Genomic DNA, 26,500 nt, shown 5'->3' with positions numbered 1-26,500 from the left:
TTGCTGGACGTATTGAGCTTGATGATCGGACGTCGAACAACTGCGGCCTGGGCGCCGGCCATTCTGGCCGTGTTCGCCCTGCTGTTCGCGTCGAGCCCGGTCACGGCCTGGGAGACTCCGGCCGCGGCCATGTCGATGCCGATGGCGCCCGCCGACGGCTCCAGTCCGGATGCCCCCTGCGATCCCGTGAAGATGAGCTGCGCTCGGCTGTGCGCCGTGCTCTGCCATGGCCTGGTTCCGACGCCCGCCGCGGCCGTCCCGGTAGCGGCCTCCGCCGATGTGCACGATCGTTTACCGGCCGACGCCCTCGCGGGGGTGGAGCCGGAAGCGGAGGACCCGCCCCCTCGAACCTGATCTCCACCGACGATCCTTTTCTCAGAAAACCGATCCATGGAGATCAACAATGAAACGTGCTTTTTCGCTCGCGGCCCTCGTGCTGCTGACCTCGGCCTCGGCTGCCTTCGCGGCCGCGCCCGACTCGGTGGTCAAGGCCGCCGCCTCCTGCTGCGAGCTTCTCGCGGCCTGCTGTAACGGCGGACCCTGCTGCTGATCCGCTGACGGAGGACGCCCGCGCGAAAGCGCGGGCGTCTGCCTCCGAGGCCGCTTCCCTCCTCATGATCCGTCCGGCTGGGGCGTCCGACAGGACGGCGGGCGAGCGGCCGTGCAGCGGTCGCCGAGGGGAGGACGTGCAGCACCGGAGGCCTACGGGGCGAGGGGGGTGACGGTCAAGGGCAGGATAGGCTTTGCGCCGGCAACGTCTGACAGACCCACCTCCCGATGGACCGCCTCACCCTTCGCGTCTCGCCCGATCTGATCCGCCGGTTCGACGCCGCGGCGGCGGGGCAGGGCGGGCGCTCGCGCTTGCTTCGCCGGCTCATGGAGGGGGCTGCGCAGGCGTCCTTTCCGGCGCCGCCGGAGGCGGTCAGCGCGCCCAGGTCGGGCAAGCTGACCCTGCGCCTCGGCGAGACCGACCTGCGTCTCCTGGAGGCCGAGGCCGCCGCCGTCGGGCTGTCGCGAACCCAATGGAGTGTCGCGCTCATCCGGCGGCGGTTGCGGGATCGTCCGCAGTTCAGCCGTCCCGAGGCCTTGGCGCTGATCGAGGTGCGGCGCGAGCTGCGGCGCATCGGCGTGAACATCAACCAGATCGCCCGCGCCCTGAACACGGCGGTGATGGAGGGGCAGGTGCTCGATCTGGAGATGGCCCAGCTCGGCGCCTTTCAGGCTGAGATCGCGGCCTGGGTGGAAGCGCTCGGCGAGGCCTTTGACGGCAACCTGTCCTATTGGGCCGGGCGGCCGTGAGCGACTTCCGCTCGCCGCGCGGGTTCGAGGAAGCCTTGCGGCCGCCGGTCGATCCGCGCCGCGCGCGGATCACGCCGGCGGTGCTTCAGTCGCCTCGGAACAGGGATCAGGATCCAGCCGCGCGTTTCGTCCGCGTCGCGCGCCGGGCGCCGGAGGTGATGGTCAAGGTGACGGGCCGAACCCGGGACGGCGGCCATCTGAAAGCGCATCTCGACTACATCAGCCGCAACGGCGCCCTGGCTCTGGACGGGCCGGACGGGGAGCGGCTGGACGGGCGCGCCGAGGTGCATGCGCTCGCCCGCGCCTGGGCCGAGGAATTCGCGATGGAGCCGGGACGCAGGCGCGACGCCTCGATCTCCCTGTCGATCGTGCTCAGCATGCCGGCCGGCACCGACGCGGCGCGTCTGCATGACGCCGCCCGGGCGTTCGCGGCCGAGACCTTCGGCGAGCGCTTCCCCTATGTCTTCGCCCTGCACGACGAGGGACGGCACCCGCACGTGCATCTGACGGTGCGCCGGCTGGGACGCGAGGGCGAGCGGCTGAATCCGCGCAAGGCCGACCTGCAGATCTGGCGCGAGGGCTTCGCCCGGGCGCTGCGCGACCGGTCCATCGAGGCGGAGGCCACCCCGCGGCGGACGCGCGGCGTGACCCGAAAGGCGGAGCGGACGCCGATCCGCAAGATGCGGGAGCGGTTCGTGGCGGGGAAGGGCGATCTGCCCGAGACGCTCGCCGCCGCCTACCGCGACGCGCTCCGGGGCGACGGCGGGGAGGGACCGTGGCTGGAGGCAATTCAGGCGCGTGAACTGGCGATGCGGCGCGCTCTGGTCGCGGAAGCGGTTCGACTGGGTCGGTCCGATCGGCTGGCGGATCGCACCCTGGCCCTGGTGGTGGAGCGGTTCGTGCGGGACCGGCCCGGGCCGAAGACGCGCGACCAGGCCTTGAGGGACGCAGGCGTCGATCGCTCGACCGGGCGAGAGCGAAGCCGATGAAGCGGCGCGACTCCACGGGCCCGGTTGCGGAGTGTCAGAAACAGAACTATATTTCTGACACGGAGACGATCATGCAAGTCCTTGCTGAACAGATCATGGAGCGCGTCCGGGCCCTGCCGGAGGGCGCGCCGGTCGCCGCCAAGGGGCTGCTCCATCTGGGCAGCCGCGCGGCGGTGGATCAGGCCCTGTCGCGCCTCGTGCGACGGGGGCGGCTCGTGCGCGCCGGGCGCGGCGTCTACATGCGTCCGCTGGAAAGCCGCTTCGGATCGCGGACGCCTTCGGTGGAAACGGTCGTGCGCGCGGTGAGCGAGCAGCGCGGCGAGGTCGTCGCCTCCAACGGGGCGGCGGCGGCCAACGCCCTGGGCCTGACCACCCAGGTGCCGATCCGCATGGTCTATCTGACCAACGGCAAGAGCCGGCTCCTCAACGTTGGCAAGCAGACGGTGGAGTTCAAACATGCGCCGGCATGGCAGCTGCTCCTGGCTGATCGTCCGGCCGGCGAAGCGGTTCGCGCCCTGGCCTGGCTGGGGCCGGAGAAGGCCCCGACGGCGCTGGAGACCCTGAAGCGAAAGCTGGGACCCGCCGCCTTCGGCGAACTGGTGTCCGTCGGACCGCGTCTGCCCACCTGGCTGGCGCGGTCGGTCAGCCAGGCGGCGCATGTCTGAGACCTTCCTGCAGCTTTCGGCCGAGGACCGGGCCGAAGCCCTCGCGGCGGCGGCGTCGGCGTCCGGCCGGCCCTCCCATCTGCTCGAGAAGGATGTCTGGGTCGTCTGGGCCCTGAGCGCGCTGTTCGAGGCGCCCTTGGGCGAGGGGCTGGTCTTCAAGGGCGGGACGTCCCTGTCCAAGGCCTACGATGTCATCCAGCGGTTCTCGGAAGACATCGATCTGACCTGGGACATCCGTCGCCTGCTTCCCGATCTGGCCAATGCGCCCGAAGACCCGGTGCCGCGGACTCGCGCTGAGGAGCGGCGCTGGTCCCGGGACGTTCAGCGGCTGTTGCCGCTCTGGGTCGAGGGCGAGGTGCGGCCGCTTCTGGAGGCCCGGATCGCCGCAGACGGCGTCGGCGCCACGGTGCGGATCGAGGGCGCCAAGGCCTTCGTCGACTATGCGCCGACCAGCACCGGCACCGGCTATGTCTCGCCCAGCGTGATGCTCGAGTTCGGCGCGCGGGCGACCGGCGAGCCGAGCGCGCCGCGACCCGTGGTCTGCGATGCGGCGGCCCATCTGCAAGGCGTCGTCTTCCCGACCGCCACGCCGCGGGTGATGGCGGCCGAGCGGACCTTCTGGGAGAAGGCCACCGCCGCCCACGTCTATTGCGCGCAGGGACGACTGCGGGGCGATCGCTTCTCCCGGCATTGGCATGATCTGTCCCGACTGGACGCGGCCGGCTTCGCCGAGACCGCGATCGCGGATCGGGCGGTCGCCGAGGCGGTCGCGCGCCACAAGGCGATGTTCTTCCGCGAGACCGCCGACGGCGCGGAGATCGACTATGGACAGGCGGTCACGGGCGGCCTGCGTCTGAAGCCTGAAGGCGCCTCGCTGGAGGCCCTCGGGGACGACTACCGCCGGATGGTCGAGGACGGCCTGCTGGAGGCGGACGCCGAGCCCTTCGAGGCGCTGATGGAGACCTGCGCGGGGCTCGCGGACCGCGCCAACGCCGCGGCGGCCCGTTGACCCTGCGCTACGCGCCGATCGAGCAGGAAGCGATCCTGCTCAAGGCGGTCTGGGACATGATCGACGACATGGTCAATCTGGAGATCTTCGACTATCCGATGACCTCCCGTCCGACCAATCTGGTGTTCAAGTCGGGAACCCACAAACGGGTCTTCGCCATCCTGCTGGCGATTTCCTGGCCCAGCCCCGGCCATCCGCGCTGCCCTTCGCCTTCGCGCCTTCGACGGCAGGCGCGCGCGAGACCGATCGAACCTATCTGTTCTATCTGGACGGCATCGGCCGTCAGCCGACCCTGGGCGCCGACGCCTCCGGTCTGGCGGCTTCCGCCTCGGCCTTCGCGGACTGGCTGAACGCGGAGTGCGTCTGTCCCAAGGTCTGGCTTCCCGAACTCGACCTGTCGGTGGACCTGCGCGTCTCCCGCATCTGGCTGCTCAAGGTCGTCGGCGACGCCAACAAGCACAACTTCTCCCGGCTCGATGCCCGGGTGAAGCAGATCAGGGCGATGCTCGCGCGGCACGGCCATGAGGTCGATGAGGGGATGGTCTATCGGTCGGTGCCGGACTTCCAGCAGTGGTTCTACACCGACGTCTTCTCCTATCACGCCAGCACCATCGGCGAGTTCCTGGACCAGATCCGCCGGGCCCTGTTCGCCTACCTCTCGCCGGAGTTCGCCCGGGCCTGGCGACGTGGCGACCGGTTCGAGGGCGATTACAGCTTCGATATTCCGGCGGACATCCGCGATCCGCTGGCGCTGGGCATGTATTGGGACCTGATGAACCGGATGAGGGACGGCGTCGGATTCCCGGCCTTCACCGTGTCGCCGTATCTGAAGAACACTTTCTAGGCGCGACCGCTAGCGCCGCCGCTCGCGGTCGCGCATCGTGTCCCGTTCCGTCGGACGCGCGCGGCCGGCGCGCGCCCAGGCGGCCTCCAGCAGCTTGGCTTGGATGGCGGGATCGGGGATGAGACGGGCCACCACCACGGCCGCGCGGGCGAGCCGCTCGGCGAGCGGATCCTGGAGGGGCTTCTGGGAGGAAGCCCGGTCGATTCCGGCCGCCTGGCGATCGCGGTCCCTGGGCCGATGGCCGTGGACCTCCAGACCCAGGCTCTGGGCCTGTATCCAGACCTCGCGCCGGAAGGCTGGGTCGCCAGAGACCTGTATCCGCTCCCAGCCGCGGTGCCGCGCGATCTTGAGCATGTCGATGACGGCGTCGGGATAGGCCTGGGTCGAGGTGAGCGATCCACCCCGGTCGCGGAACATCGGCGCGGGCGCACGATGATCCCGGAAGAACCGCTCCGCCCGGCCCCTGAGATCGCGCTCGACCAGATAGCGGTCGAGCACCGCGTCCGGAACGTCGCCCTTGGCGGTGGAGCGGCCGGGTGCGCCGGGCGCGGGCCGCAGGCGGTTGACCGCCGGAGCGGGCTCTGACGGGGTCATGGCTCGCGCTCCGGCGGGGTGGCGTCGACGACGCGGTCGAGCCAGGCCGCCACATCGGTTTCATCCGCGTCGGGCGGGGGCGGAGGAAGGCCTTCGGCGGCGAAGGCGCGGGCGATGACGTCGAAATCCATGGGATCCTCCTCGAGAGCGGGCGGGACGACCGGCGCTTCGACCGTCGGCGCGGGCGTGGGAGCGGGACGCAGACGGCGCTGGAAAATCCGGTCGCGCCAGTAGGCGATCTTGCGGCCGCGAACAGGCGGAAGACCGGCCTTCAGGACGATCAGGGCGGTCTGCGGAAGCTGCATGAGCTCCTGGGGCAGCATCAGCGCCCGGCGCTGGTCGGACACGGTCGTACTGCGTCGGCCGCGCGCGAGGCCGGCCGGCCGGCTGCGGCTTCGCCCGTCCGTCGTATAATAGCCCAGCCGTTCGCTGAGCTCCCGGGCGATCCTCAGTTCCTTGGGCGCGAAGACGATCTCGATGCCGCAATTGGTCATCACGTCCTCTGCCAGATCGGGTCCGTAGAGCGCCCGGAGCTGGGAGGGACTCTGAAGCACGGCCAGCAGACGCAGTCCGTAGCCCGCCACCCAGGCGAAGGCGTGGGCCAGCACCGGCGCCGGGCCGAGGCGAGCGAATTCGTCGAGCAGGACGAGGGTCGGACGGTCGGCGGGGGCGGGAAGGCTGCGGCTGTTGAGATCGACCAGCTGCTGAAAAAGCAGCGCATAGAGCGGCTGGATCCTCAGCATGTTGTCCGGCGTGGCGCCCAGATAGAGGGAGAGATCGCCGCGGCGCAGGTCGCGCAGGTCGAAATCCGAGACCGAGGTGGCGGCGTCGATCCGGGGGTTGAGCCACAGCCCCATGCGAGTGGTGATCGACTGACGCACGGAGGCGAAGGTGTTCTCGCTGGAGCTGGTGAAGTCCGTCAGGGCGGCGACGACGGGCCCCGGAAGAGGGCGTCCCTCCCGCGCGCGCGCCGCGACGATGCGGGGCAGCCGAGCACGGGCGTCGCCCGCGGTGAGCTGGCGGAAGATCTCGCCGAGGGTGAAGGGGCGATCGGGCGTGGCGGCGACATAGCCGCCCACGCCGATGAAGCCAGTGCGCGACGCCTCGGCCCAGAAGGGATCGGCCCTGTCATGGACTGGAAACAGCATCGCCGCCATGCGCTGAAGCTCGTCCAGCACCTGGATCGGATCGGCGCGGTCGATGTGGGCCAGGGGGTTGAACCGCGCGGTTCGGCCGTCCGACGCCAGGGGATCGAACAGATGGACCGTCTGGCCGGCCTCGGCGCGGTAGCCGGCGGTGGCGACATAGTTCTCGCGCTTGATGTCCAGCACCACGACCGAGTCCGGCCAAGCAAGCAGGTTCGGGATGACCACGCCGACGCCCTTGCCGGTGCGCGTCGGGGCGTAGAGCATCACATGCTCGGGGCCGTCGGCGATCAGGAAGGCGCCGTCGGCCCGCCCCAGGACCACGCCGCGGCGCGAGCTCAGACCGGCGTGGCGCTGTTCGGCCGCCGACGCCCATCGGGCGGCGCCGTGCAGCGGGCGTCTCTGGTGGAGCAGCACGGCGACGATCAGGATCCCGCCGACCAGACCCGCGCATGACAGGCCCACGGCCAGCCAGCGCCGCAACTCGGGATCGTGACGGTAGTACCAGAGCCAGCCGGGGACGCGCGTCGGGTCGATATCGCCGGAGAACCGACCCAGGCCGATGAGGGCGATGGTCACGGTGAGAACGCCCAGGACTGCGGCGGCGGCGAGGCCCGCGGTGGCGATCAGCGCCCCCCTAGTCGCCGGGCTGGCGCTTGCGAAGCGGGTCATGCCAGATCTCCGTCACACGGAACCGGCCGTCGACCTTCTTCATCTGGACGACGACATCGACGAGCAGGTGCAACAGGGCGCGGATGTCCTCGCGCGGCAGATCGCGCCCGCCTTCGGATTCCCGCACCAGCAAGGTCAGTTGCTCGAAGGCGAGGGCGGCCGAATCCGCGTGCACGGTGGTGATCGAACCGGGATGCCCCGAGTTGACGTTGCGCAGGTAGAAGAAGGCCGTGCCGTCGCGAAGCTCCTGCAGCAGGATGCGGTCCGGCCGCATGCGCAGGGCGCTTTCCAGAAGCTGTTTGGGGCCGATCCGGGCCAGACCTTGGCCGTCCTTGGAATAGACCAGATGGACGACGTTGCGGTGGGGCGTCACGAACTCGCGGGTGTCCTCGATCGTCAGCAGACGCTCGTGATCGGGGATGAGGGCGATCAGACCCTTGGCCAAGGTGGTCTTGCCCGAGCCGGTGGCGCCCGAGATGAGGATGTTGCGGCGAGCGGTGACGGCCAGGGTGAGGAAGCCCGGCCAGTCGCCGATCTGGCGCAGGCGCGTCAGCTCGGCGTCGACGGGATCGGCGGTCTCGGCACGGGCGTCGGCGACCTGGTCGAACAGGCCGGCCGCCGCGAACTCTACCAGGCCGAGGCGTCGCCGCGACGGCTTTCTCAGGGTCAAGGACAGGCCGCCGTCGGCGACCGCCGGCGGCAGCACGATCTGGCAACGGATGTCGCCGGGCAGGGTGGTCGAGCAGATCGGCTGTTCGGGGCTGACGTCCTGTCGGGTGTAGGCGGCGGCCGCGACCGCGAGGGTGCGCAGCCAGGCCTCGGTCAAGTCCGGCGCCTCGGCCCAGCGCCAGACGCCGTCGGCCTCGACCCCGACCTCGCCGGGGCGGTTGACGACGACCTCCGTCACCGTCTCCGGTTCCAGAAAGGGGCGCAGCGGCGCGAGGTAGTGATCGAGGACGGAGGTGTCGTCCATCACCGCGACCGCAGCTGATAGACGCCGGAGAAATCCAGATCCTGGGCGACGAAGATCGATACCTCCGCGCCCTGGCCCTTGCGCAGCGTCGGCGGGATGTCGACCGAGCCCTGGAGGGCGACCCCGGCCGCGTCGGACGGGAGGCGGGCGGTCGCGCCGCCGTCCTCGCGGCCCACGGCGGCGTAGACGCCGTGATCGACGATCGACAGCAGAAGGGCACCCCCGAACCGATCCCAGAAGCGGGTGTCGACCACCCCGTCGAAGCCGGATCGGCCGAGCGCGTCGGCGGCCGGCGAGGCGAGGGCGACGGCGACGCCCGTGGGCGTCACCGCCCGGGTCCAGAGGACGAACAGCCGGCGCCGGCCTTGCTGGAGGCCGCCGCGATACTCGCCGAGAACCCGGGTGCCGCGCTCCATCAACACCACGGCGCCGTTGTCGGACCAGGCGTCGCGGGACAGGACGCAGGTCACATAGCCCGGCGTGGTGCTGTCCATGGCCGTCTGCAGCACGCAGGGGACGCTGGTCCCGGCCGTGATCAGCAGGTTGCGGTCGGTAAGGCGGCCCGCGCGGGCCTGACCGACCGGGGTGACCTGACGGAGCTGGTCCAGGGCGGTTTGCGGTCCCGCGGGCGCGCCGGGCGCCGGAGCTGGCGGAGGAACCGCGGCCCCGCCGGCCCGGCTGTAGACCAGCACCGGAGCCCGCCGCGCGCTTTCGGCCAAGGCGCGCCGTTCCTCCGCAGGCGACGGACCGGAACGGGGCGCGCCTTCAGGTCCGGCCTCGATCGGCGGAATGGAAGGCCCGTCGTCGAGCCCGGGGGCCTCCGGATCGACGACCGGATCGCTGAGCAGCGGCGGCGGAGCCCGTCGCGCGGGCTCGAACGGCGCGGTCTGCCGCGGCGGCTCATCGCGTGTCGTCGGACGATCGGCGTCGCGGTCGCCCCGATCCCAGCTCGCGATCAGGAAGACGCCGCACCCGGCGGCGAGCGCGGCGAGGGTGATCATCTTGCCGCGCGGCCCGCCGAACCGTCCGGCGATCGGCGAGACGCCGCGGTCCGCCGCCGTCGAGGCCGGGGACGGACTCTCGTCCGGAGGCGTCGGCGCGGCCCCGGTCATGACGGATCTCCGACGGGCGCCCGATCGACGACAGGCGAGGCCGTGCCCGTGCCCAGCCCCCTGCCGCGAGGATCGAAGGCGTCGTTGAACAGGCAGAGGACGGATGACCCGCGCCTCAGCCGCAGGCCCCGCGCGACCCCGTGGACGACCACGAACTCGCCGCGCACGTCATAGGGGATGAGCCGCTCCGAGCCGTCCTCGGCGACCTCGAACAGGGCCGGCAAGGCCTGCACGCCTGGAAAGCGTAGAACGGTGACGCGGCCGTTGTCGCTGACCTCGCTCGGCTGCAGGGCCGCATCGCCCTGGGCGGACCAGGCCAGATTGCGCGGCCCTTCGAGAACGCCGCGGTCCAGCTCCAGGCCGATCAGGCGCTGTTCGACCGCCGCGGCCTGAACGGCCAGGGCGCGGGCGGCCTGGGCCTGATCGTCGGCCGGATAGCGGAAGCGCACCTGATAGGCGAGGGCGGCGCGGTCGCCAGGGTCGCGCGCGACCAGTTCGAAGGCGTAGTGGCGGATGACGCCGGCCCGCTCGGTGACCACCAGCAGATTGGTCGCCTGATGGCGTTCGCGCGGCTTCAGGAACAGAACCGAGCCTTCTGCCGCCACCTCCCAGGCGACGCTGTCGCCGATCGCGGCGTGGCGGATGGTCTCCTCGGGGGAGAAGACGATCTGGGTCGCCGTCCGGAAGGCGCCGGCGATCCGGTAGACCGCCGCCGGGTCGTAGACGACCTCGCGGATCCGGGGATCGGGGGGTGTTTGCGCCATCGCCGGGGCGGCGAGGACGACCAGGCCGGCGATCAGCGCCAGGGCGGACAGGGGACGTGTCATCGGATGACCTCCGGATCGGCGCGGTAGGAGGTCACCTGGAAGCCGAGAGGGTTCCTCAGCCGGTCCGGCTCCGACATCGGCGCGCGCGTGTAGGTGAAGGCGATGGTGGCGATCCAGTCGCTCTCGACGGTCTGTTGGGCCTGGCGGACCGTGCGTCGGAAGCGGACATTGGCGACGCCGGCGTTGATGAAGCCGATGGCGCGGATCGCCACGATGGCCTCGCCGTCCGGACCGTAGAGATTCTGCGGGCTGGCCGGGTTGGAGCCCCGGAACAGATCGGCCCAGCGGCGTTGCTCGCCGGGCGCGGACAGGATGGACACCAGCCGGAAGGCGTCCTCCGCCGCCGGGTCGAGATACCCCTCCCGCTGGCGGACGTATTGTCCGAGGAAGTATTTGCTGACCGCTTCCTCGTAGCGGACGGGCCCGCCCTCGGCGGAGAGGCCGCGCATGACGTCGACCGCGCCGGTGGCCTGGTCGACCCGGATCACGAAGGGCTCGGTCGACTTGAGCGGCGTCAGCAGGGCGACGGCCCCGGTCGAGACCACGGCCAGACCCGTGGCGAGCGCCGCGGCGGACCAGGCCAGGCGGCGCGATCGGAGCGCCGAGGCCAGGCGGTCCTGGTCCCAGCGGCGCGCCTCGACGAAATAGCGCTTCAGCTCGGAGGAGGGGACGCCGCTCATGCGCAACCTCCCGTGTCCGGTGAGGCGACGGGTTTGGCGGGACGCTCGGCCGCGGGCGTCAGCACCGATCCGTGGGGGTTGGCCGGTCGCCGGGCGGAGCCGTCGCAGGTCGGCAGCGCGGGATCGCCGCGGTGGGCGCAGGCTCCCAGCAGCAACAGGCTAGCGAGCAGAAGTGAGCGGTAGGTCATGTCAGGCGCCTCTCGGTCGGATGGAGCCGCCGCTCCTCGGGGGTTGGCGGCTGGATTCCTGCGGACCCTGGGCGCGGCCCGAGCCGCTTCCGCCCAGGGCGGCGGCGTTGGCGAAGTCGGCCAGGCCGGCGCTAGCGCCGCCGGCGATCCCGGCGGCGATGGCGGGGGTCTGCAGGAAGAAGATCGCGCCCAGCAGGCACAGGGCGATGAAGATCAGGCCGCCAATCATCGGATCGGCGCCCTGGATCGCGCCCCATTGATCGCGCACCAGCGACAGCACGAGCTGGAAGATGACGATGATCAGGGCGAACAGGACGAGATAGTTCACCGCCTGGCTGAGCCAGCCGAAGAAGAAGCGCCGGGTCGCGTCGAAGAGGGCGCAGGCGATGAAGATCGGGCCGAGGGTGACGAGCAGGGCGAGGGCCAACTTGGCCACCAGCACAACGCCGAAGCCGAGGGCCGCGGCCAAGGCGCCGACTAGGAAGACCGCCGCCGACACCACATAAGGGCCGGGGTTGAAGGCCGACGCGTCGCGCGAGATGTCCTCGCCCAACCAGGCGGCATAGGCGAAGAACTGGTCGAAGGCCGCGCCGACGCTGGGCGTATCCGCTCCGCTGACCGCGCGGGTCAGGGCGTTGGGCAGTCCGGTGAACAACGGCTCGGTGACGAAGGTGGAATAGGCCGCCGTCGTCGCCAGCAGATAGAGGAAGGCCAGCTTCAGCGAGCGGACCGCGAAGTCCATCACCGGTTCGCTGATCGCGCCGCGCAGGATGGCGACGCCGTAGAGCACGACATAGAGGACCAAGGCGATCCGCAGCGGACCTTCGACCTCGGCGATGACCGAGGACAGGCGGTCGCCGAGAAAGACGTTCAACCGCTCGTCGATGAAGTCGTAGCTGGGCTCGAAGACGCGGAAGCTCATGGCCGGTCCTCAGAACGCCTGCTCATAGGCGCGCATCCGGGCGTCACGCCGGGCCTCGGCCAGGCCGCGGCGCGCCGCCTCGCACTCCGTTTGCGTCCGGCCGGCGTCGCAGGCGGCCACGATCCGGGCCGCCGCGTCAGGGTCGGCCGCGAATTCCCCGGCCGTTCGGTCCGGCGCGCCGCAGCCGGCGAGCGCGAAGGCGGCGAGGAGGGCGATCCGCGTCACTGGAAGGCCCTCTCGTAGACGCTCATGCGCGCCGTGCGGGCGGCTTCGGCCCGTTCCCGGGCGCGTTGCTCCTCCAGCCGGGCCTCGGCCGCCTGGGTCAGGGCCAGACCTTGCAGCCGCACCTGTTCGTTCTGGATCAGAGCCTGTTCCGCCGCGAGCCGCGCCTCCAGATCCATCACCGCCCGGGCGTTGAGCGCGGTGTCGAGGGCCGAGCGCAGCGTCTCCAGACCCTCAAGCCGCCGGTCGGCGGCTCCGGCCACCGCCTCGCCCACGGCGAGATCGCGCGCCGTGCGGGCGCCCGCGCGTTCGAGACTGTCCCGGTAATAGGCGTCGGCCGGGCTCAGATCGCCCGTCGGCGGCGTGTACAGCCGGGTGTCGCGACGGATGGCGTTGGCGCGGTCAGCCAGGTCGCCGAGCGCGCCGAGGTCGCCGTTCGCCGCCGCCCGCATCGACCGCATATCGGGCAGGGGATTGCGCACGGTCGGCAGGCCGAGCTCGCCGGCCAGGGCGTTGACATCGGACAGGTTGTTGAGACTGTCGAACAGCCGCTGGCCCTGTTCGACCTGGGTCTGCAGCGCTTTCAACTGATCCAGGGTGGTGCGTGCCTCCTCGATCATCTGGGCGAGGGCCCTCGGGTCGTGGACGATCTGCTGGGCCCGGGCGGCCGGAGCGCCGGCGACAACGAGGGCGGCGACGGCCGCGGCGGACAGGATTCGGGCTCTCACAGGAACCTCCTCTGGTCATGGAAGGGGGCGCGCCATTGCGCGTAGTCGTCGCCCGCCTCGGCGCGCAGACGGTCGAGCAGGGCGACGGTCTCGGTCCGGCCGGACAGGATGGCCAGGGCGTCGTCCATGCCGCGCAGGTCGAGCTCGACCACGACGCTGTCGTGACCCTGTTTGACCAGGAAGCGGTGCGACTCCGGGGTCAGCACCTCGCGGACGAGCCGGAACTCCTCCCGGGTCAGGCCGAAACCGTCGATGTAGTCCCGGGCCTGGCCGTGGGCGTTGGGCAGGAAGATCTTAGTCGCGCACTGCTCGAGGATGGCGTGGGCGATGGGCGAGCGCAGCGCGTCGGCCGGCGACTGGGTGCCGAACACCATCAGGGCGTTCTGCTTGCGCCAGGTCTTGAGACCGTCCCGGGCGAGCTCGGTGAAGGCCGGATCGTCCAGCACCTTCCAGAACTCGTCGATGTCGAGCACGAGGCGTCGGCCATCGACACGCTCGGCGATGCGATGAAACAGATACAACATCGCGGGCGTGCGAACCTCGTCGTGGTCCAGCATCTGGGTGATGTCGAAGCCGGCGAACCGCGCCTCCAGGCTCAGGGCGTCCGCCTCATTGTCGAGCACCCAGCCCAGCGGACCGCCGCGCTGCCAGCGCTCCAGGCGCGCGCCCACGCCCCCGGCGTCGCCCTGGCCGAGCAGGCTGCGCAGGGCGGCGATGGAGCGTCGCTCGCGGGGCAGGGCCTCCAGCGCCGCGACGCCCTGATCGATGGCGCGCGCCTCCGGAACCGTGAGGGGGTCGTGGGGGCGATCGACCAGCGCGCGGACGAGACGAACCAGGAAGGCGCGGTTCGCCGGCGTCGGGTCGAGCGCCTTGAATGGGGCGAAGCCCGTCGGCTCGCCGTTGCGCAGGGCGAGATAGGTCCCGCCGCAGGCGCGCACGAAGATCTCGGCCCCCCGGTCCTTGTCGATGAACAGCTGCTGGGCGCCGAAGCGTTCGAGCTGGGCCAGCATGAAGTTCTGGACGACCGTCTTGCCCGATCCGGACGGCCCGCAGATGAAGGTGTGGCCCAGATCGCCGACGTGGAAGTTGAACCAGAACGGCGAGCCGGCCGTGGTGCGCAGCACCGCGACCGCCTCGCCCCAGTGGGCGCCGCGCGCCTTGCCGACCGGATGGGCGTGGAACGGCGCCAGGGCCGCGAAATTGCGCGAGGTGATGGCGGCCGGCCGGGTGCGGCGGGCGAAGGCGCCGGGGAACTGGGACCAGAAGGCCGCCTCCAGTCCGAGATCCTCCCGGGCCACGACCAGACCGGAATCGGCGAGAATGGCGCGCGCCTTGGATAAATGGTCCGCCAGCGCCCCCGGCGTATCGCCGTGCACGAGGATCGAAGCCTGGTGCTCGCCCATCACGAAGCGGTTGCTGACCAGGTCGTCGAGCGCGTCCGACAGGCCGGTGATCTGAGAGGCCGCGCGGTCGCGCGCGGAGACCATCTGGTTCTGCTTGCGCTCCATCACCGTCCGCGCGGCGGCCTTGGACAGGAACGCGAAGGACTGGCTCGCCACGAAGCCGAAGCGGACGCTCAGCAGATCGTCCCACAGCCCCGGCCGGGTCGTCGCCGGATATTCCTTCACCGCCAGGACGCCGGCGTAGCGAGCGTCGGCGACGTCCCGCAGCTCCAGGGTCTCGCGACCGAAGATGACACGCACCGTATGAACGGCCGCGCCGAGGTGGCCGAAGACGATCGGAACCGCCGAGCGCCGACCTGTCAGAACCAGTCGCATCACCTCCATCGGCTCGGAGAACCAGAGACCGTCACGTTCATACAGGCCGAGCCGGCGCGGCGCGTAGCGGTCGAGATACTGGATCAGGTCCCGGCCCGCTTCCTCGATCCGCTGGAGGTGGGCGGTCTCGACCTCGGCGTCCGCCCGCCGCGCCGCCTTCAGGCGACGCGCCAGGGCCGCGGCGCGATCGCCCGCCTCGCGGCCGGGGTGGAGGACGAGGGTGACGAAGAGCTCATTGATCCAGAGCCGACGCTCCGCGACCCGATCGTCGTAGAGCGCGCCCAGTTCGCCGGCGAAGTCCGAGCGGAAGCCGGCGGACCGCTCGAGTTCGGCCGGGCGGCGCACCACATGGTGCCAGATCGCCAGGCGATCGTCGGCCAGATTGCGCCAGGCCTGGTTCAGCTTGATATGCCAGTCGTTCAGATCGCGCGCATCCGCGGTCTCGAAACTGGCCCCGTCGATCTGGAAAACCATCATCAGGGCGCCGTTGTCGAGCGCCACCACGGCGTCGGAGACGTGGCGCGCGTAGGGCAGATGAGGCCGGGCGTCGGCCTCGCGCCGCAGGCGCATCGCGCTGACGCCGCCCTCAGCCACGGGCCAGCTCCGTCGGACGGTAGCGCCGGATGAGAGGCAACGGTGTCGCCGAACTGCCGCCCCAGAGGGCGGCGTTGCGCGACCGGCCCTTGGTGTCGACATAGACGAACAGCAGCCGGAAGGCGTTGTGATCCGCCCGACAGATCGCCCGGAACACCAGGTGCAGGGCCGGCGCGACGAGGAGATAGAGCAGGCTGCCGCCGACCAGGAAGACGACGCCCGAAAGGATGACATTCACGCCCATGGCCTCCATGGGGACGCCCAGGATCATGGCCGGTCGGGTGCAGGCCAGGAACAAGGGGTCTTCGGTCAGGCGCTCTTCAGCCATGCGGGCCTCCGGCGGACAGGCGCGACAGGGCCAGGCCGATGGCGACGCCGGAGGCGAGGCCGGCGAAGATCTGGGCGAAGCGCTTGGGCGAGATCAGCTTCAGGCCGAGCATCAGGACCAGCGCCAGGAGCACCGAGGCCGATCCGATCACGACCCAGGAGAGGGCGTCGTCCATCAGGCGCCGCCCGTGATCAGATTGACGATCTCGGCCGCGCCGAAGACGACCACGATGCCGAGCACCACGATCGCCGCGCGCCGCAGGTCGAACAGGCCGAACATCCAGAGAATGCCGACGACCACGACCGCCAGGACGGCGAGCAGCCGCGCGGTGTTGCCGGTCAGCATGTCGACGACGTTCTGAAGCAGGCCTTCGACGTTGGCGGAGGCGAAGGCCGGCTGGACCAGAATCAGGCTGGTCGCCAGGGCGATGGCGCCGACGGCGCCGAACCGGCGAGAGGAGATGGAGGCGGTCATTCAGAACTCCCGGTCTGGGTGGCGGTGAAGGTCAGGACCAGGCTGGTCCGGGCGCGCGCGAAGACGTCCCAGTCCGCCGCTGGCGCGGTCTGGACCGGGTCGGGCAGCGGCGCGGTCGCAAGGGGCTGGACGGGGCGCAAGGCCTGAACGCCGAGGCGGACGGCGGCCGCCTCGACCCGGGCGACATAGCCGTTGCGGAAGCCGCGCTCGGGATGACCGGTGTTGTAGCGGGAGAGGGCGATCCTCAACGTCGTCTGCGGATCGACGCCCTCGGCCGGCCGATAGCCCGCGCGAAGCACCTGACCGGCGGCGGCGAGGTTTCGGCAGGGATCGAAGGCCGCCTCGACCGACAGGCCGAGCCAGTCGAGGTTGTCGCTGTTGATCTGGGCGACGCCGAGATCGAGGTTCGCGCCTCGGGCCAGAAGGTCGCGCGCCACGCGCGCCGCCTCGGCGGCGTCGCGTGGCGTCCGCGCCGGCCGGGGGCCGCGGTTGACCCCGATGGCGTTCGGATTGAAGCGGCTTTCCGCATAGGCGACGGCCGCCAGGGTTTCGGGGGCCACATGCGGGGCGCAGGCTTGGGACAGGCTGAGGATGAGGGCGAGGTCCAGCAAGGGAGGCTCCATCGTGAGCCCCGAGCAAAGCCGATGAGTCCCGGCCGCCGCGACCCGCGACCCTCCCGCCGGGCGTTTACGGTAGGAAGGTCCGGGGTTCAGGCGGCCGCTGGGCGGCCGCGAGCCGCGCCACGGCCTGGACGCGCGTCCGCACCCCGAGCGCACGGCAAGCGCCCATCAGATGTTCATCGACCGTGCGGGCGGACAGGCCGACCCTTTCGCCGATCGCCGCCGATGTCAGACCCTCGGCGGCCAGGGCAAGGCACTGCTTCTGCCGATCGGAAAGCCGGTCGAGCGTGGAGGAATCTGAAAGCGGGTCGGCGGGTAGCGGGCGCATCCGGTCATGAGGCGCCGAATGGAACCCTTGGACCAGTCCGTAAGCCCGCCACCCGGGATCTACGGTGCGCCCTTGTCCGAGCCGCCGTCGTCTCCGGTGGGGGAAACGAGCCGATGTCGCCGTTCCTCAAGCCAGGCGTCCGCCGCGCTCTCCCGGCGGACGGACTGCGCGGCCAGCTCGCGCAGGGCCTTGGTGAAGGTGTTGATGATGGTCAGGGACTCCAGCTCCGCGATCGCGTCGCCCGCCTCCTCGTCGAACTCCTGCAGCACGACCGCGAGAATGGTGGCGAGCTTATTGTCGGCGCACCGCAAGGCGAAGGCGGGCGACCCGAGCGCCAGCGCCGCGAGGATCGCGTGGGGATCGCTGTCCGTGACCTCGGCGAAACGATGGACGCGCTCGATGTTGATGCGTCCACCGCCGGACTCGAAATGCTCGTAGGAGCGCAGCGCCATGTTCATGGACTTGGCGACATCCGCCGCCCGCAGCCGACGATGGGTGCGGATCAGCCGAAGGGCGGTGGACAGGGTCTCGCTCTGGGACTGACGGTCGGCGCTCTCCATGACGTCGCTCTAACTCCGTTTCCGAGCACCGCGACTCGCGCGCACCGCACCCCTACTGGTTGAAAAATGAAGCAACCGTGCATCAAATGAAAGGTGGGAAACAAACGGGTTTATAAACCTTGTGTATTTGCGCAAAATATCTGCGGGTCGCACGCGAAATCTTTGCGGAAGTCGCCGATTACATGGTCGCATTCTCATCGCAACCCGAACTCGGCGTGGGTCGCGGCTTGAGCGCCCTCGCTGGGGGTTGGTCGTGATGCGATCGCGAGACCCCTATAACGACGCCCTGACCGCCTTGGCGGCGTTCGCCGGATCAGGCCGCTTCGGCTGGGGAGAGCCGTTGGTCGCCACCGCCTTGGCCGCCGAACTGGAACTGTCCCAGACGCCCGTGCGCGAGGCCCTGGCCCGGCTCGCCGGCGAAGGTCTGATCGAACATCGCCCCGGGCGTGGCTACTACGCCCCCAGTCCCAGCGCCGACGACATCGTTGATCTCTACGAAATCCACCGGCGGCTGGTGCATTTGGCGATCGACCTTCTTGACGCCGCCGGAACGACTGTGGCGCTCCAGAGCGTCGGCGAGAGGAGCGAGGAGCGCTTCTACGCCGCCTTCGTCCGGTCGCCGGGGCGGGCGGTCTTGGCGCAAACCCATTGGCGCCTGACGCTGCGGCTTCGACCCATTCGGATCGTCTCGGCCGAATTGGCGCCGCCGGACCTGGCCTGGATCGTCGGTGTCGAACGCCACGTCGCGGACGGCGCGCTCGTCGCGTTGCGGCGCGAGGTCGATCTGCATCATCGAGAGAGATCGGCGCTCGCCACCGCCGTCGTGGCAGTCATGCGACAATCTGTCGAAAGTATAGGACAGATATAGTTTGAATATAGAGCCTCGCGGGCGCTGGCTTAGGGTGCGGGGCGTTTGGCCCCGTTCAAGGAGGCTACGACATGAAGACCAATCCCCTTCCGGGCCTGATCGGGCTCGGCTGCGCCAGCGCACTGACCCGCGCCGGCGGCGGCGTCGAAAAGATGGAGCTGATCCCGCTCTATTTCTACGACGACGCGTCCACGACCCAGATCGTCGGGCTCGGTTCCGCGATGGAGCAGACCCGCGCCGACGGCCCGGGGCACAATCGGGAACTCAACCCGATCTACACCTACGTCGATCCCTCGGTCGCCCGCATCGGCGGGGCCGCGGAGCAGACGCGGGCGGACCAGCCCAGCGGCAATCGCGAGCTGATCCCGGTCGAGCGTTGGACCGCCTGAGCGCGACGGCTCCGACGGGGGGCGACGGCGGCGACGCCGCCGCCCCTGCCGTGCGCCTGTATTTCGCGCCGGACGTTCACCACGCCTGCGTCGGTGGTGACGCCGTCCTGCTCGACGTGCGCGGCGACGGTTATCATTGCCTGCCGGACGGCGCCGCCCTGTGCCGGCGGCTCGCGGGAGGCGGTCTCGTCCGGATGAACGGCCCCGTCTCGGCCCTGATCGCGGCGGGGTTGATCGGAGCGGAGCCTTCGCCGAAGCCCCGGGTTCCGCCGGCTCGCCCGGTGCGTTCCGTGATCCACGCCGGAGGGCGTCTGGACCTGATGCGGGACCTGATCCCGGGGCTCTGCGCGATGCACGAGGTGCGGGCCGCCCGGCGCGGGGCCGGCCTGTCGCCTTATGTCAGTCTGGGCGGCGCCGAGCCTCGTGACGACCCTATGGCCGCGATCGAGGCCGGTCGGCGGTTCTGGACCCTGATGGCCTATTTGCCGATCGAGGGGGAATGCCTCGTCCGGTCGGCGCTGCTGGTCCGTTTTCTCCGGCGTCAGGGGCTTCGGGCCGACTGGGTGTTCGGCGTGCGCCTGTGTCCGTTCACCGCCCATTGCTGGGTGCAGGTCGGCGAGGTCTGTCTCAACGATGATGTGGAGCGGCTCGTGGCCTACACGCCGATCATGGTGCGATGAGCGGCGACGCCGGCTATCTCCTCGTCGCCGACGCCGCGGACGCCCGCGATCCCGCCGTCGAGGCGGCCCTGGCGGCGCTACTGCGGAGCGGCTGGACCCTGCGGCTCGACGGCTTCGGTCTGAGGATTCTGACCGGACCGCGTTTCCCATGGCCCGTCGCGCAGGTTCATCGCGCCCATGCCCTGATCGGGGAATGGCGCGGGGAGGGCGCGCATCCTTCCGCGATCGCAGGCCGCTTCCCCGAAGGACGCCCGCTCGGCGCGGGCCTCATGAGCGAAGGCTGGGGCGCCTATCTGATGGTCTGGCGAGATCGCGACGGCCACCTGAACCTGGTGCGGGATCCGACCGGAGCGGTGGATGTGGTGTGGTGGCGGCGAGGTCCCGTCACCTTGGTGACCGACTGTCCTCCGCCGGCGCTCGACGCCGTCTTGCCGGACACGCTCGCGATCGACTGGCCACAACTGGGCGCCCTTCTGGCGACGCCTTCGCTTCTGACCGACGGATTGCCCCTCCAAGGTTTGACGCCGGTCGGCGCCGGTTGCTGGAGCCGGCCGGACCAAGACCTTCCCGACGAACCCCTGTGGCGGCCGGCCGACTTCGTCCGTCGGGGCGCCGACGACGCCCCGGACGCTCTCGTGCGGGTCGTCGATCGCACCATCGACCGCACCATGCGCTCGCGTCGCCGGGTGGTCTCCGAACTCTCCGGGGGACTGGACTCGGCCATCGTGGCGGGAAGCCTGAGGGCGACGGGGCACGCCGAGCGCGCGGTCTTCATCAACTACTATGGCGACGACGCCGAAGGCGACGAGCGTCGTTACGCGGAGGCGGCCGCGGCGCTGAGCGGCGTTCCGCTCGAGACCGTTCGCAAGCCGGTCGAGGCGATCTCCGACGCGGACTTCACCACTCTGGCCTCCGGACTCCGTCCCGCCCTCCAAGGGGTGGACCCGGCCTATGATCGGCACGCCGCGGGCCGACTGGCGGCGCTGGGCGCCGACGGCCTGTTGACGGGACAGGGCGGCGACAGCGTCTTCTTCCAGGCCCCGGATCCCCTCGTCGCCGCCGACCGGTTCCGCCGCCAGGGCTTGCGCGCCCTCAATCCGGCCTATCTGGCGGCGGTGGGCCGCTGGACCCGCCACTCCGCCTGGACCGTCGGCCGACTGGCGGTGCGCGGCCGGACGCAGACCGGATCGGGGCCGCGTCACCGGTGGCTCGACGACGCGGCCGAGCTTGCGCCCGCCAAGCGGGGGCAGCTGGAGCGGTTCGTGAACTGTCAGCTGTTCTGGACGGACTGTCTGAGGGCGCGCCAGGCCCCGCTGCTCAATCCCTTCCTCAGTCAGCCGGTCGTCGAACACTGCCTCGGCGTGCCGTCCGACCGGCTGACCCTGGGCGAACGGGACCGGGGCCTGGCCCGCCTGGCCTTCTCGGAGCGCCTGCCGCCCTTGATCGCCGAACGGCGGGACAAGGGCGATCTGAGCCACTTCTACGGCCAGGTCGTACGGGACAGCGCGCCGGCGCTCGCCGCCTTCCTCCTGGAGGGACGACTAGCGGCCCAGGGCGTCCTCGACCGGGCGACGCTCGAGGTTGATCTCGACCCGGCCCGCCTGCTCTGGCGCGAGGGCGCCAACGCCCCGTTGCTGGCCGCCGTCCTGGAGGCCTGGGCGCGCCACTGGGAGGGTCGGATCGCGCGTCGCCGGACCGAGGTAGCGCGCCAGCCAGTCGAGGATGTGGGCGTGTAGGTCGCGCAGGTTGCCGGGGCTGGCGAGCACATGGCCCTCGCCATAGTAGGTCAGCAGAGCCGCGTCCCGGTTTAGTCGGTAGAGGACGCCGAACAACTTGCCCATGCGCGGCCGCTCCAGATCGCTTTCGATCAGCAGGGCCGGCGCCCGCAGGTCCGCCGCCGAGAACAGCGGGCTCATCTCGACATAGCGGGCGGCGTCCGCCGGGAAGGCGCCGATCGCCGCCTGGCCTGTCTCCGCCCAGCCGGACAGCTGGCCGATGGGCACGCCCTCGTCGGGTGCGGAGCGGAAGAAGGGCGGCAGTTCGAAGGCGCTGATCAGGTCGGCGTAGCCGTTGGAGGCGATCAACGCCGCGACCCGGTCGCTGTGGGGCGCCGCGTTGAGCACATTGAAGGCCCCGTAGCTGTGACCGAGCAGGGCGTAGCGGTCGGCCCGGACCCGGCCAGTGGCGCCGGCCGCATCGGCGATGGCGTCGATCTGCGCGGCAAGGGCCGCGCCGGACCAGCGCCCATCCGGCGGGTTCGGCAGGCTGACATAGAGAACCGCATAGCCGCCCCCGGCGATGACCGCCGGATTGTTCTGGAGCATGGCGGAGCGGCGCGTGAGCGGTGACGGCGGACGCGACGAGACGCGGCCGGGGTAGACCTCGACGACCAGCGGCGCCTTGACCCCTTCCGCCAATCCCGGCGGCAGGAGCAGCCAGCTCTTCAGCGCCTGGCCGGCAGGACCGGTGTGCGCAACTTCGATGATTTCGCCCCAGTCGAAGGTCGCGCGATCGAGGTTGATCTCCGCCAGGGTCAGGCCGGCGTCGGCGCGATGGAGCCGGAAACGGGCGGATCCGTCGGCGGAGTCCTGACGGGCGACGACGAAGGCGCCGTCAGGGCTGGAGGCGACGCGGGTTTCATCCGGTTCCAGCGGCGAGACGCAGACCGGCGCCGCGTCGATCGCGGCCTTGGCGCAGCCGTCGCTGATCAGGGTGCGGCCGGGGGTCGCCTCGCGCACATAGGCGGCGCGGAAGCCGGCGTCGCGAGCCTCGCCGAGGTCGCTGATCCGGCCGGCGACGTCCGGGCCTCCGTTCAGGGACAGAAGCCGGTCGCCGCGCTCGATACGGGTCTCGCCGTTCCAGTCGACGAGCCGATCGCCCGTCTGGGCCGGGATCGGCGCGAGACCGCCCGGCACGCGCCATTGGGCGACGCCGGCGTCATCCAGGACCCGGAGCACGGGCGTGTCGCCGAGCCAGCCGCCCAGCGCCACCGGTTCGTCCCACGGGCTTCGCTCCGTCGCCGGCTTGTCCGCGAACCTGGAGACCAAGCCGTCCAGCCCGATCGCGACATAGGCGCCGGACCGCTCGAAGCCGGCTTGGCCCACGTGGCGCGCGAAGGCGAGAAGCCGACGGCTGTCGGGGCTCCACGCCATCAGATAGGGGCCGTAATCGAGAGCGGGGTCGATCCGGGTTTCGGCGCCGGTGTCGATGTCGATCAGGCGCAGGGCGCGTCGGCGGATCGGGTCGCCGACCAGGACCGGGCGATCGGGATCGGGCTGCAGATCCTCGCGGTCCTCCAGCACGGCGATACGGGCGCCGTCCGGCGACAGGGCGAGATCGAAGATCGCACCCGCGGCGAGCGGCGTCTGCGCGCCGCTACGCACATCCAGGCGGAGGAGCGACAACGGTGGGCGATGTTCGCGGGTGTCGCGGGCCGAGCCGCTCGGAATGAAGGTGCCGCCGACGGATCGGCCGGACGCTGTCGCCGCCCAGAGCGCCGCGATACGGTCCTGGGCCTGGAAGCCGGTGCGGGCGATCTCGGGCAGCTGTCCGCCCGGCTGCACGACGACGAGCAGTTCGTCGACGGTTCGCCAGAGCGCCGTCAGCCCGAGCCGCGGGTCTTCCGGCGCGAGCGCGGTCCAACGGACCGCGCCGGTCTCGAGCGACAGGACGCCCAGCCGCCAGCTGTCCGGCGTCAGCTCGTAGACGATCAGCCGGCGACCGTCGGGCGAGAACCGTCCAGCCGTATAGCCGGCGGAATGGTCCGGGGTCTCCAGGGTGCGGACGACCTCGCCAGAGCGCGCGTCCACGATCTGGACGGCGCTGAGGAGGCGGTCGGTGTCCCTGGACAGCTTGTAGGAGGGCGCGCGGTCGTAGCGCGCCCGGCGTTCCAGCGCGATCCAGCGGCCGTCCGGACTGACGCGCGCATCGCCGAGACTCTCCTGACGCAGCAGGGCGTCGATGGTGAAAGGGCCGGAGGACTGGGCGAGCGCGGGACAAGCGAAGGCGAGCCCGGCCGCAAGGCCGAGCATCAGAACTGTGCGGTGCATCACCAGCTCCGGGTCAGCTGGAGCGAGACGTAGCGGCCGATGACGTCCGAGTTCGCCGCGTCATAGGCCACGCCTTCGGGCGCGTCGTAGAAGGGCGGATCACGGTCAAAGAGGTTCTGGATCGTCAGGGCGACGGCCGTCCCGGCGATCGGACCCGTCTCCGGCGCATAGCGCACCTGAAGATCGGCCGTGGTCCAGGAGCCGATGCGACGCCCGGAGGTGTCGGCGTAGTCGGAGACATGATCCACCGCTCCGCCGAGGGTGAGCGGGCCCCTCGTCCAGCTGAGATGGGTGCGACCCCGCAGGCCCACGGGATAGTTCGGTCGATCCAGCTGGGAGACCACGGGGGAGGTGGGCGTGGCCCGGGCGTCGAAGCGCTCCAGCCAGGTCAGGCTGCTGGTCAGATCGAAGGCGTCAGGGCCGACCGCGAAGGCGTAGGCGACCGTGAGGTCGGCGCCCTGGACCTGGACGCTGGCGGTGTTGACGTAGCGGGCGTCGACGATGGCGCCGTAATCGGTGGCCGGGAACAGGTCACGCAGGTTGGTGGTCGGCAAATCGAGGATCGCCTGCATGTCGGCGCGATCCTGGGCGTTGGTGGCCGGATCGATGATCCGAACGAACGGGCTCAGGGTGGTGTCGCTCAGCGCGGTGAGGATGTTCTCCAGAGCCGGTTGGCCGATCCGGTTCTCGAAATCCGTGCGGAAGGCGTTGACGCTGATCCGGAGACCCTGAACCGAGGCGGGCTCGAAATCGCCCCCAACCGTCCAGGTGTCGGCGGTTTCGGGCTCCAGATCCGGATTGCCGCCATACAGGATCATGGTCAGGATCTGGTTGGGTCCGCGGGGCAGGATCGAGGGACTGGCCGTCGCCGCGTCATTCACCTCGCGCAGGGCCGGCGCCCGGAAGGACCGGCCGTAGTTGGCCCGCAGGCGCGCGCCCGCCATGGGTTCCCAGACCAGACCGACCTTGGGGCTCGTCGTCTGACCGACATCGCCATAGTCCTCGAACCGGGCCGCCAGCGACAGTTCGAGCCGTTCCAGTCCCGGACGGCTGTTGCCGGCCCCGAACAGGGGAATCCGCGCCTCCGCATAGACCGCCGCCACGTCGCGCTCGCTGGCGTTCAGCGCGCCCAGGACGGGCGCGATGCCGGAGGTGAAACTGTCCACCTTGCGGTCGAAATTCTCGCGCCGGAGCGCCGCCCCGACCGCGAGTTTCAACGGGCCGCCGGGCAGCTCCAACAGGTCGCCGTCCAGCATCACGTTCGCCGTGGTGATGCGGCTCTCGCTCCACAGATGGGTCCAGCCGCCCGTGATGAAGTCCAGCGCGGCCTGCGGATTGACGTTCCCCGCCCCGAACGGATTGAGAAAGCCGTCCCTGGCGGCGCTGTAGCCCGTGGCCGGATTGTCCGCCAAGGCGCCCAGCGCCTCGCGCAGATAGGTCGATTGCAGCGTGCCCGACGACCCGAAGCCGGCTTCTTCCGCGCCGTAGGCGAGATAGCTCGACAACCGCCACGAGCCGCCCAGGTCGAGATCGGCGCCGATCGTCGCGGACAGGGTCTCGACCTCCCCGGATTGCACCGGGTTGGGCGTCTGACCGGCGAAGGAATAGGCGATCAGGTGCGAATTCGCGCCCGTCGGGGATTCGAAGAAGGGGTTATTGCGGTTGACGGTCAGCAGCGTGGCGATCGGCGACGATCGGGTCTCATAGTCGCGCCGGGCCCAGCGCGCGTCGCCGGACAGGGTCAGCCGGCCGCCGAGATCCTGCCGTCCCGCCAGATAGGCGATATGGCGGGTCTGCCGCGGAAAGACGTTCATGCCGAACCGCTGATTGGTGCGGTTCTCCTGCCCCGGCAGGAAATCGCCCGGAGCCAGGTTGGTCCCGTCCTGACCGCCCGGGATGGCGAAGGCGGAGACATAGGCGCCCGACGCCGGGTCGATCACCATGATGTTGCCGGGGTTGCTGTAGTTCAGTCGGCGATCCGATCCGCCGAAGCGGCGCAGATCGGCGTCACCCGCGCGATCGCGTTCGGCCGCGGGCAGGGCTTCGCGGTCCTGGTATTCGTAGACGCCCATAAGACTGCCGCTGCCCCATCGCCGCCCGATCGTCTGGGCGAACAGGACATCGGAGAAGGCGCCGTCGGCGGCCGTGCCGTAGCGCGCTCTGGTCTCGGCGCCGTCGTAGTCGTCACGCAGGACCACATTGATGACCCCGCCCACGGCGTCGGCGCCGTAGAGAGCCGAGGCTCCGTCGAGCAGGACGTCGATCCGCTCAACGGCGGCCGTCGGAATCGACGAGACGTCGGCGAAATCGCCCTTGGAGCCGGTCCCGGCGATCCGCCGGCCGTTGACCAACACCAGGGTCGCGTCGCTGCCGAGGCCGCGCAGGTTCACCCCATTGGAGTAGTTGGCGTTGGTGCCGCTGCGGTCGCCGCCGTTGCTGAGGGTGGCGTCATTGGCGGTGCCTGCGAAATTCTGCGGCAGCGCCGCCAGGGCTTGAGCGACGGTCGCGTGGCCGTCGCGATCAATCTGGTCGCGGCTGACGACCACCACCGGCGAGGGGCCGTCGAGCACCCCGCGCAGCAGGCTGCCCGTGACGACGACCTCGTCCAGCTGGACGGCTTCCAGCTGTTCGGCCTCGGCGCGTTGCGACGGGTCGATGAGGACGAACACATTGGGCCGGCTCCGTCGATAGGTCAGGCCGGTGTCGCGCAGGAGCAGCGCCAGCGCCGTCTCGACGGAATAGTCGCCCGAAAGTGACGCCGAGGCCCGGTCCGCCACCAGGGCGCTCGGATAGAGGATCTGCTGACCGCTCTGGCGAGCGAAGGCGGGGAGGGTGCGCGCCAGCGGCCCTGCCGGGATGTCGAAGCGACGCGCGGACTCGGCCTGCTGGGCGCAGACCGGCGTCGCCGACGCCATCAGAAGCGCCGCGAGCGCCGTTGAAGTGAAGCCCTGTCTCATGTGTCT

At 70.7% G+C, this 26,500-nt stretch carries 28 protein-coding genes and 1 pseudogene; 11 read left to right on the top strand and 18 right to left on the bottom strand.

Annotation, left to right across the window (positions count from 1 at the left end; all coding sequences use genetic code 11):
* The first annotated feature begins 21 nt into the window (after positions 1 to 21).
* The 7 genes from KY493_RS08330 to KY493_RS08300 all read left to right on the top strand — a co-directional run bounded on the left by KY493_RS08330 (position 22) and on the right by KY493_RS08300 (position 4,806).
* Positions 22 to 354, top strand: a complete 333-nt coding sequence (locus tag KY493_RS08330) for a hypothetical protein (protein WP_219895934.1) — start codon at positions 22 to 24, stop codon at positions 352 to 354.
* A 423-nt stretch (positions 355 to 777) separates the two neighbouring features.
* Complete coding sequence (locus tag KY493_RS08325) at positions 778 to 1,299, top strand: MobC family plasmid mobilization relaxosome protein (protein WP_055808206.1); 522 nt, start codon at positions 778 to 780, stop codon at positions 1,297 to 1,299.
* Entirely contained in the window at positions 1,296 to 2,288 is a 993-nt protein-coding gene (locus tag KY493_RS08320) for a hypothetical protein (RefSeq protein ID WP_219895933.1), read from the top strand. The genes KY493_RS08325 and KY493_RS08320 overlap by 4 nt, the downstream gene beginning before the upstream one ends.
* A gap of 71 nt (positions 2,289 to 2,359) precedes the next feature.
* Complete coding sequence (locus tag KY493_RS08315) at positions 2,360 to 2,953, top strand: DUF6088 family protein (RefSeq protein WP_055808472.1); 594 nt, start codon at positions 2,360 to 2,362, stop codon at positions 2,951 to 2,953.
* Positions 2,946 to 3,962 (top strand): nucleotidyl transferase AbiEii/AbiGii toxin family protein, encoded by a 1,017-nt coding sequence (locus tag KY493_RS08310; protein WP_219895932.1) that lies wholly within the window; start codon positions 2,946 to 2,948, stop codon positions 3,960 to 3,962. The genes KY493_RS08315 and KY493_RS08310 overlap by 8 nt, the downstream gene beginning before the upstream one ends.
* Entirely contained in the window at positions 3,959 to 4,312 is a 354-nt protein-coding gene (locus KY493_RS08305; RefSeq protein ID WP_055808210.1) for a hypothetical protein, read from the top strand. Before KY493_RS08310 ends, KY493_RS08305 begins: the two co-directional genes overlap by 4 nt.
* Before the next feature lie 50 nt (positions 4,313 to 4,362).
* Positions 4,363 to 4,806 carry a hypothetical protein gene (locus KY493_RS08300; protein ID WP_055808212.1) on the top strand — a complete coding sequence of 148 codons (444 nt, stop codon included), beginning with the start codon at positions 4,363 to 4,365 and terminating at the stop codon, positions 4,804 to 4,806.
* A gap of 9 nt (positions 4,807 to 4,815) precedes the next feature.
* Here the strand turns inward: KY493_RS08300 and KY493_RS08295 are convergent, their stop codons facing one another.
* The 16 genes from KY493_RS08295 to KY493_RS08220 form a co-directional block, all read right to left on the bottom strand.
* Entirely contained in the window at positions 4,816 to 5,400 is a 585-nt protein-coding gene (locus tag KY493_RS08295) for an LPD7 domain-containing protein (RefSeq protein ID WP_055808214.1), read from the bottom strand.
* Entirely contained in the window at positions 5,397 to 7,217 is a 1,821-nt protein-coding gene (locus tag KY493_RS08290; RefSeq protein ID WP_055808216.1) for a type IV secretory system conjugative DNA transfer family protein, read from the bottom strand. The genes KY493_RS08295 and KY493_RS08290 overlap by 4 nt, the downstream gene beginning before the upstream one ends.
* A complete protein-coding gene (virB11, locus tag KY493_RS08285; protein WP_055808219.1) occupies positions 7,183 to 8,190 on the bottom strand; it encodes a P-type DNA transfer ATPase VirB11 in 1,008 nt (335 codons plus the stop codon). The genes KY493_RS08290 and virB11 overlap by 35 nt, the downstream gene beginning before the upstream one ends.
* Positions 8,190 to 9,302, bottom strand: coding sequence for a type IV secretion system protein VirB10 (gene virB10, locus KY493_RS08280; protein WP_219895931.1), 1,113 nt, complete (start codon positions 9,300 to 9,302; stop codon positions 8,190 to 8,192). Before virB10 ends, virB11 begins: the two co-directional genes overlap by 1 nt.
* Positions 9,299 to 10,129 (bottom strand): TrbG/VirB9 family P-type conjugative transfer protein, encoded by an 831-nt coding sequence (locus KY493_RS08275; RefSeq protein WP_055808221.1) that lies wholly within the window; start codon positions 10,127 to 10,129, stop codon positions 9,299 to 9,301. The genes virB10 and KY493_RS08275 overlap by 4 nt, the downstream gene beginning before the upstream one ends.
* Positions 10,126 to 10,809 (bottom strand): virB8 family protein, encoded by a 684-nt coding sequence (locus KY493_RS08270; protein WP_219895930.1) that lies wholly within the window; start codon positions 10,807 to 10,809, stop codon positions 10,126 to 10,128. The genes KY493_RS08275 and KY493_RS08270 overlap by 4 nt, the downstream gene beginning before the upstream one ends.
* A gap of 189 nt (positions 10,810 to 10,998) precedes the next feature.
* Positions 10,999 to 11,919 carry a type IV secretion system protein gene (locus KY493_RS08265; RefSeq protein WP_054765304.1) on the bottom strand — a complete coding sequence of 307 codons (921 nt, stop codon included), beginning with the start codon at positions 11,917 to 11,919 and terminating at the stop codon, positions 10,999 to 11,001.
* Positions 11,920 to 11,928: 9 nt separating this feature from the next.
* Entirely contained in the window at positions 11,929 to 12,144 is a 216-nt protein-coding gene (locus tag KY493_RS08260; RefSeq protein WP_055808225.1) for an EexN family lipoprotein, read from the bottom strand.
* Positions 12,141 to 12,869 (bottom strand): type IV secretion system protein, encoded by a 729-nt coding sequence (locus KY493_RS08255; RefSeq protein WP_082503524.1) that lies wholly within the window; start codon positions 12,867 to 12,869, stop codon positions 12,141 to 12,143. Before KY493_RS08255 ends, KY493_RS08260 begins: the two co-directional genes overlap by 4 nt.
* Positions 12,866 to 15,241, bottom strand: a complete 2,376-nt coding sequence (locus tag KY493_RS08250; protein WP_235559302.1) for a VirB4 family type IV secretion/conjugal transfer ATPase — start codon at positions 15,239 to 15,241, stop codon at positions 12,866 to 12,868. The genes KY493_RS08255 and KY493_RS08250 overlap by 4 nt, the downstream gene beginning before the upstream one ends.
* The gene (locus KY493_RS08245) at positions 15,234 to 15,569 is read right to left on the bottom strand and encodes a type IV secretion system protein VirB3 (RefSeq protein WP_055808227.1); all 336 of its coding nucleotides are present in this window, start codon (positions 15,567 to 15,569) and stop codon (positions 15,234 to 15,236) included. Before KY493_RS08245 ends, KY493_RS08250 begins: the two co-directional genes overlap by 8 nt.
* The gene (locus KY493_RS08240; RefSeq protein ID WP_055808230.1) at positions 15,562 to 15,744 is read right to left on the bottom strand and encodes a hypothetical protein; all 183 of its coding nucleotides are present in this window, start codon (positions 15,742 to 15,744) and stop codon (positions 15,562 to 15,564) included. Before KY493_RS08240 ends, KY493_RS08245 begins: the two co-directional genes overlap by 8 nt.
* Complete coding sequence (locus KY493_RS08235; protein WP_055808232.1) at positions 15,744 to 16,043, bottom strand: TrbC/VirB2 family protein; 300 nt, start codon at positions 16,041 to 16,043, stop codon at positions 15,744 to 15,746. The genes KY493_RS08240 and KY493_RS08235 overlap by 1 nt, the downstream gene beginning before the upstream one ends.
* Entirely contained in the window at positions 16,040 to 16,654 is a 615-nt protein-coding gene (locus KY493_RS08230; RefSeq protein WP_055808481.1) for a lytic transglycosylase domain-containing protein, read from the bottom strand. The genes KY493_RS08235 and KY493_RS08230 overlap by 4 nt, the downstream gene beginning before the upstream one ends.
* Positions 16,655 to 16,730: 76 nt before the next feature.
* Positions 16,731 to 16,991, bottom strand: a complete 261-nt coding sequence (locus tag KY493_RS08225; protein ID WP_055808235.1) for a helix-turn-helix transcriptional regulator — start codon at positions 16,989 to 16,991, stop codon at positions 16,731 to 16,733.
* Between the two features lie 59 nt (positions 16,992 to 17,050).
* Positions 17,051 to 17,551, bottom strand: a complete 501-nt coding sequence (locus tag KY493_RS08220) for a helix-turn-helix transcriptional regulator (RefSeq protein ID WP_201462405.1) — start codon at positions 17,549 to 17,551, stop codon at positions 17,051 to 17,053.
* Positions 17,552 to 17,807: 256 nt separating this feature from the next.
* Between KY493_RS08220 and KY493_RS08215 the strand changes: the two genes are divergently transcribed.
* The 4 genes and pseudogenes from KY493_RS08215 to KY493_RS14625 form a co-directional block, all read left to right on the top strand.
* Entirely contained in the window at positions 17,808 to 18,419 is a 612-nt protein-coding gene (locus KY493_RS08215) for a GntR family transcriptional regulator (RefSeq protein WP_255567831.1), read from the top strand.
* A 71-nt stretch (positions 18,420 to 18,490) separates the two neighbouring features.
* A complete protein-coding gene (locus tag KY493_RS08210; RefSeq protein WP_055808240.1) occupies positions 18,491 to 18,808 on the top strand; it encodes a hypothetical protein in 318 nt (105 codons plus the stop codon).
* On the top strand, positions 18,796 to 19,488 hold the full coding sequence (locus KY493_RS08205) for a lasso peptide biosynthesis B2 protein (RefSeq protein ID WP_055808242.1): 693 nt from the start codon (positions 18,796 to 18,798) through the stop codon (positions 19,486 to 19,488). Before KY493_RS08210 ends, KY493_RS08205 begins: the two co-directional genes overlap by 13 nt.
* Positions 19,485 to 21,029: pseudogene (locus tag KY493_RS14625) on the top strand (asparagine synthase-related protein); the annotation flags it as partial. The gene KY493_RS08205 and the pseudogene KY493_RS14625, both read left to right, overlap by 4 nt.
* Here the strand turns inward: KY493_RS14625 and KY493_RS08200 are convergent.
* Entirely contained in the window at positions 21,030 to 23,537 is a 2,508-nt protein-coding gene (locus KY493_RS08200; protein ID WP_082503527.1) for a prolyl oligopeptidase family serine peptidase, read from the bottom strand. It abuts the pseudogene before it with no gap.
* The gene (locus KY493_RS08195) at positions 23,537 to 26,494 is read right to left on the bottom strand and encodes a TonB-dependent receptor (RefSeq protein WP_055808247.1); all 2,958 of its coding nucleotides are present in this window, start codon (positions 26,492 to 26,494) and stop codon (positions 23,537 to 23,539) included. The genes KY493_RS08200 and KY493_RS08195 overlap by 1 nt, the downstream gene beginning before the upstream one ends.
* Between the last annotated feature and the right edge of the window lie 6 nt (positions 26,495 to 26,500).

Origin of the sequence: Brevundimonas sp. PAMC22021 (assembly GCF_019443405.1) — a bacterium.
GTDB lineage: Bacteria > Pseudomonadota > Alphaproteobacteria > Caulobacterales > Caulobacteraceae > Brevundimonas.
This window is presented reverse-complemented; position numbering and strand designations above follow the sequence as displayed.

Bases quoted from the DNA above. Each gene is read 5' to 3' on its own strand.
- virB10 (WP_219895931.1), bottom strand. From the start codon at position 9,302: ATGACCGGGGCCGCGCCGACGCCTCCGGACGAGAGTCCGTCCCCGGCC.
- KY493_RS08275 (WP_055808221.1), bottom strand. From the start codon at position 10,129: ATGACACGTCCCCTGTCCGCCCTGGCGCTGATCGCCGGCCTGGTCGTC.
- KY493_RS08265 (WP_054765304.1), bottom strand. From the start codon at position 11,919: ATGAGCTTCCGCGTCTTCGAGCCCAGCTACGACTTCATCGACGAGCGG.
- KY493_RS08325 (WP_055808206.1), top strand. From the start codon at position 778: ATGGACCGCCTCACCCTTCGCGTCTCGCCCGATCTGATCCGCCGGTTC.
- KY493_RS08330 (WP_219895934.1), top strand. From the start codon at position 22: ATGATCGGACGTCGAACAACTGCGGCCTGGGCGCCGGCCATTCTGGCC.
- virB11 (WP_055808219.1), bottom strand. From the start codon at position 8,190: ATGGACGACACCTCCGTCCTCGATCACTACCTCGCGCCGCTGCGCCCC.
- KY493_RS08215 (WP_255567831.1), top strand. From the start codon at position 17,808: ATGCGATCGCGAGACCCCTATAACGACGCCCTGACCGCCTTGGCGGCG.
- KY493_RS08315 (WP_055808472.1), top strand. From the start codon at position 2,360: ATGCAAGTCCTTGCTGAACAGATCATGGAGCGCGTCCGGGCCCTGCCG.
- KY493_RS08200 (WP_082503527.1), bottom strand. From the start codon at position 23,537: ATGCACCGCACAGTTCTGATGCTCGGCCTTGCGGCCGGGCTCGCCTTC.
- KY493_RS08240 (WP_055808230.1), bottom strand. From the start codon at position 15,744: ATGGACGACGCCCTCTCCTGGGTCGTGATCGGATCGGCCTCGGTGCTC.
- KY493_RS08245 (WP_055808227.1), bottom strand. From the start codon at position 15,569: ATGGCTGAAGAGCGCCTGACCGAAGACCCCTTGTTCCTGGCCTGCACC.
- KY493_RS08295 (WP_055808214.1), bottom strand. From the start codon at position 5,400: ATGACCCCGTCAGAGCCCGCTCCGGCGGTCAACCGCCTGCGGCCCGCG.
- KY493_RS08220 (WP_201462405.1), bottom strand. From the start codon at position 17,551: ATGGAGAGCGCCGACCGTCAGTCCCAGAGCGAGACCCTGTCCACCGCC.
- KY493_RS08235 (WP_055808232.1), bottom strand. From the start codon at position 16,043: ATGACCGCCTCCATCTCCTCTCGCCGGTTCGGCGCCGTCGGCGCCATC.
- KY493_RS08225 (WP_055808235.1), bottom strand. From the start codon at position 16,991: ATGCGCCCGCTACCCGCCGACCCGCTTTCAGATTCCTCCACGCTCGAC.
- KY493_RS08210 (WP_055808240.1), top strand. From the start codon at position 18,491: ATGAAGACCAATCCCCTTCCGGGCCTGATCGGGCTCGGCTGCGCCAGC.
- KY493_RS08270 (WP_219895930.1), bottom strand. From the start codon at position 10,809: ATGAGCGGCGTCCCCTCCTCCGAGCTGAAGCGCTATTTCGTCGAGGCG.
- KY493_RS08310 (WP_219895932.1), top strand. From the start codon at position 2,946: ATGTCTGAGACCTTCCTGCAGCTTTCGGCCGAGGACCGGGCCGAAGCC.
- KY493_RS08195 (WP_055808247.1), bottom strand. From the start codon at position 26,494: ATGAGACAGGGCTTCACTTCAACGGCGCTCGCGGCGCTTCTGATGGCG.
- KY493_RS08290 (WP_055808216.1), bottom strand. From the start codon at position 7,217: ATGACCCGCTTCGCAAGCGCCAGCCCGGCGACTAGGGGGGCGCTGATC.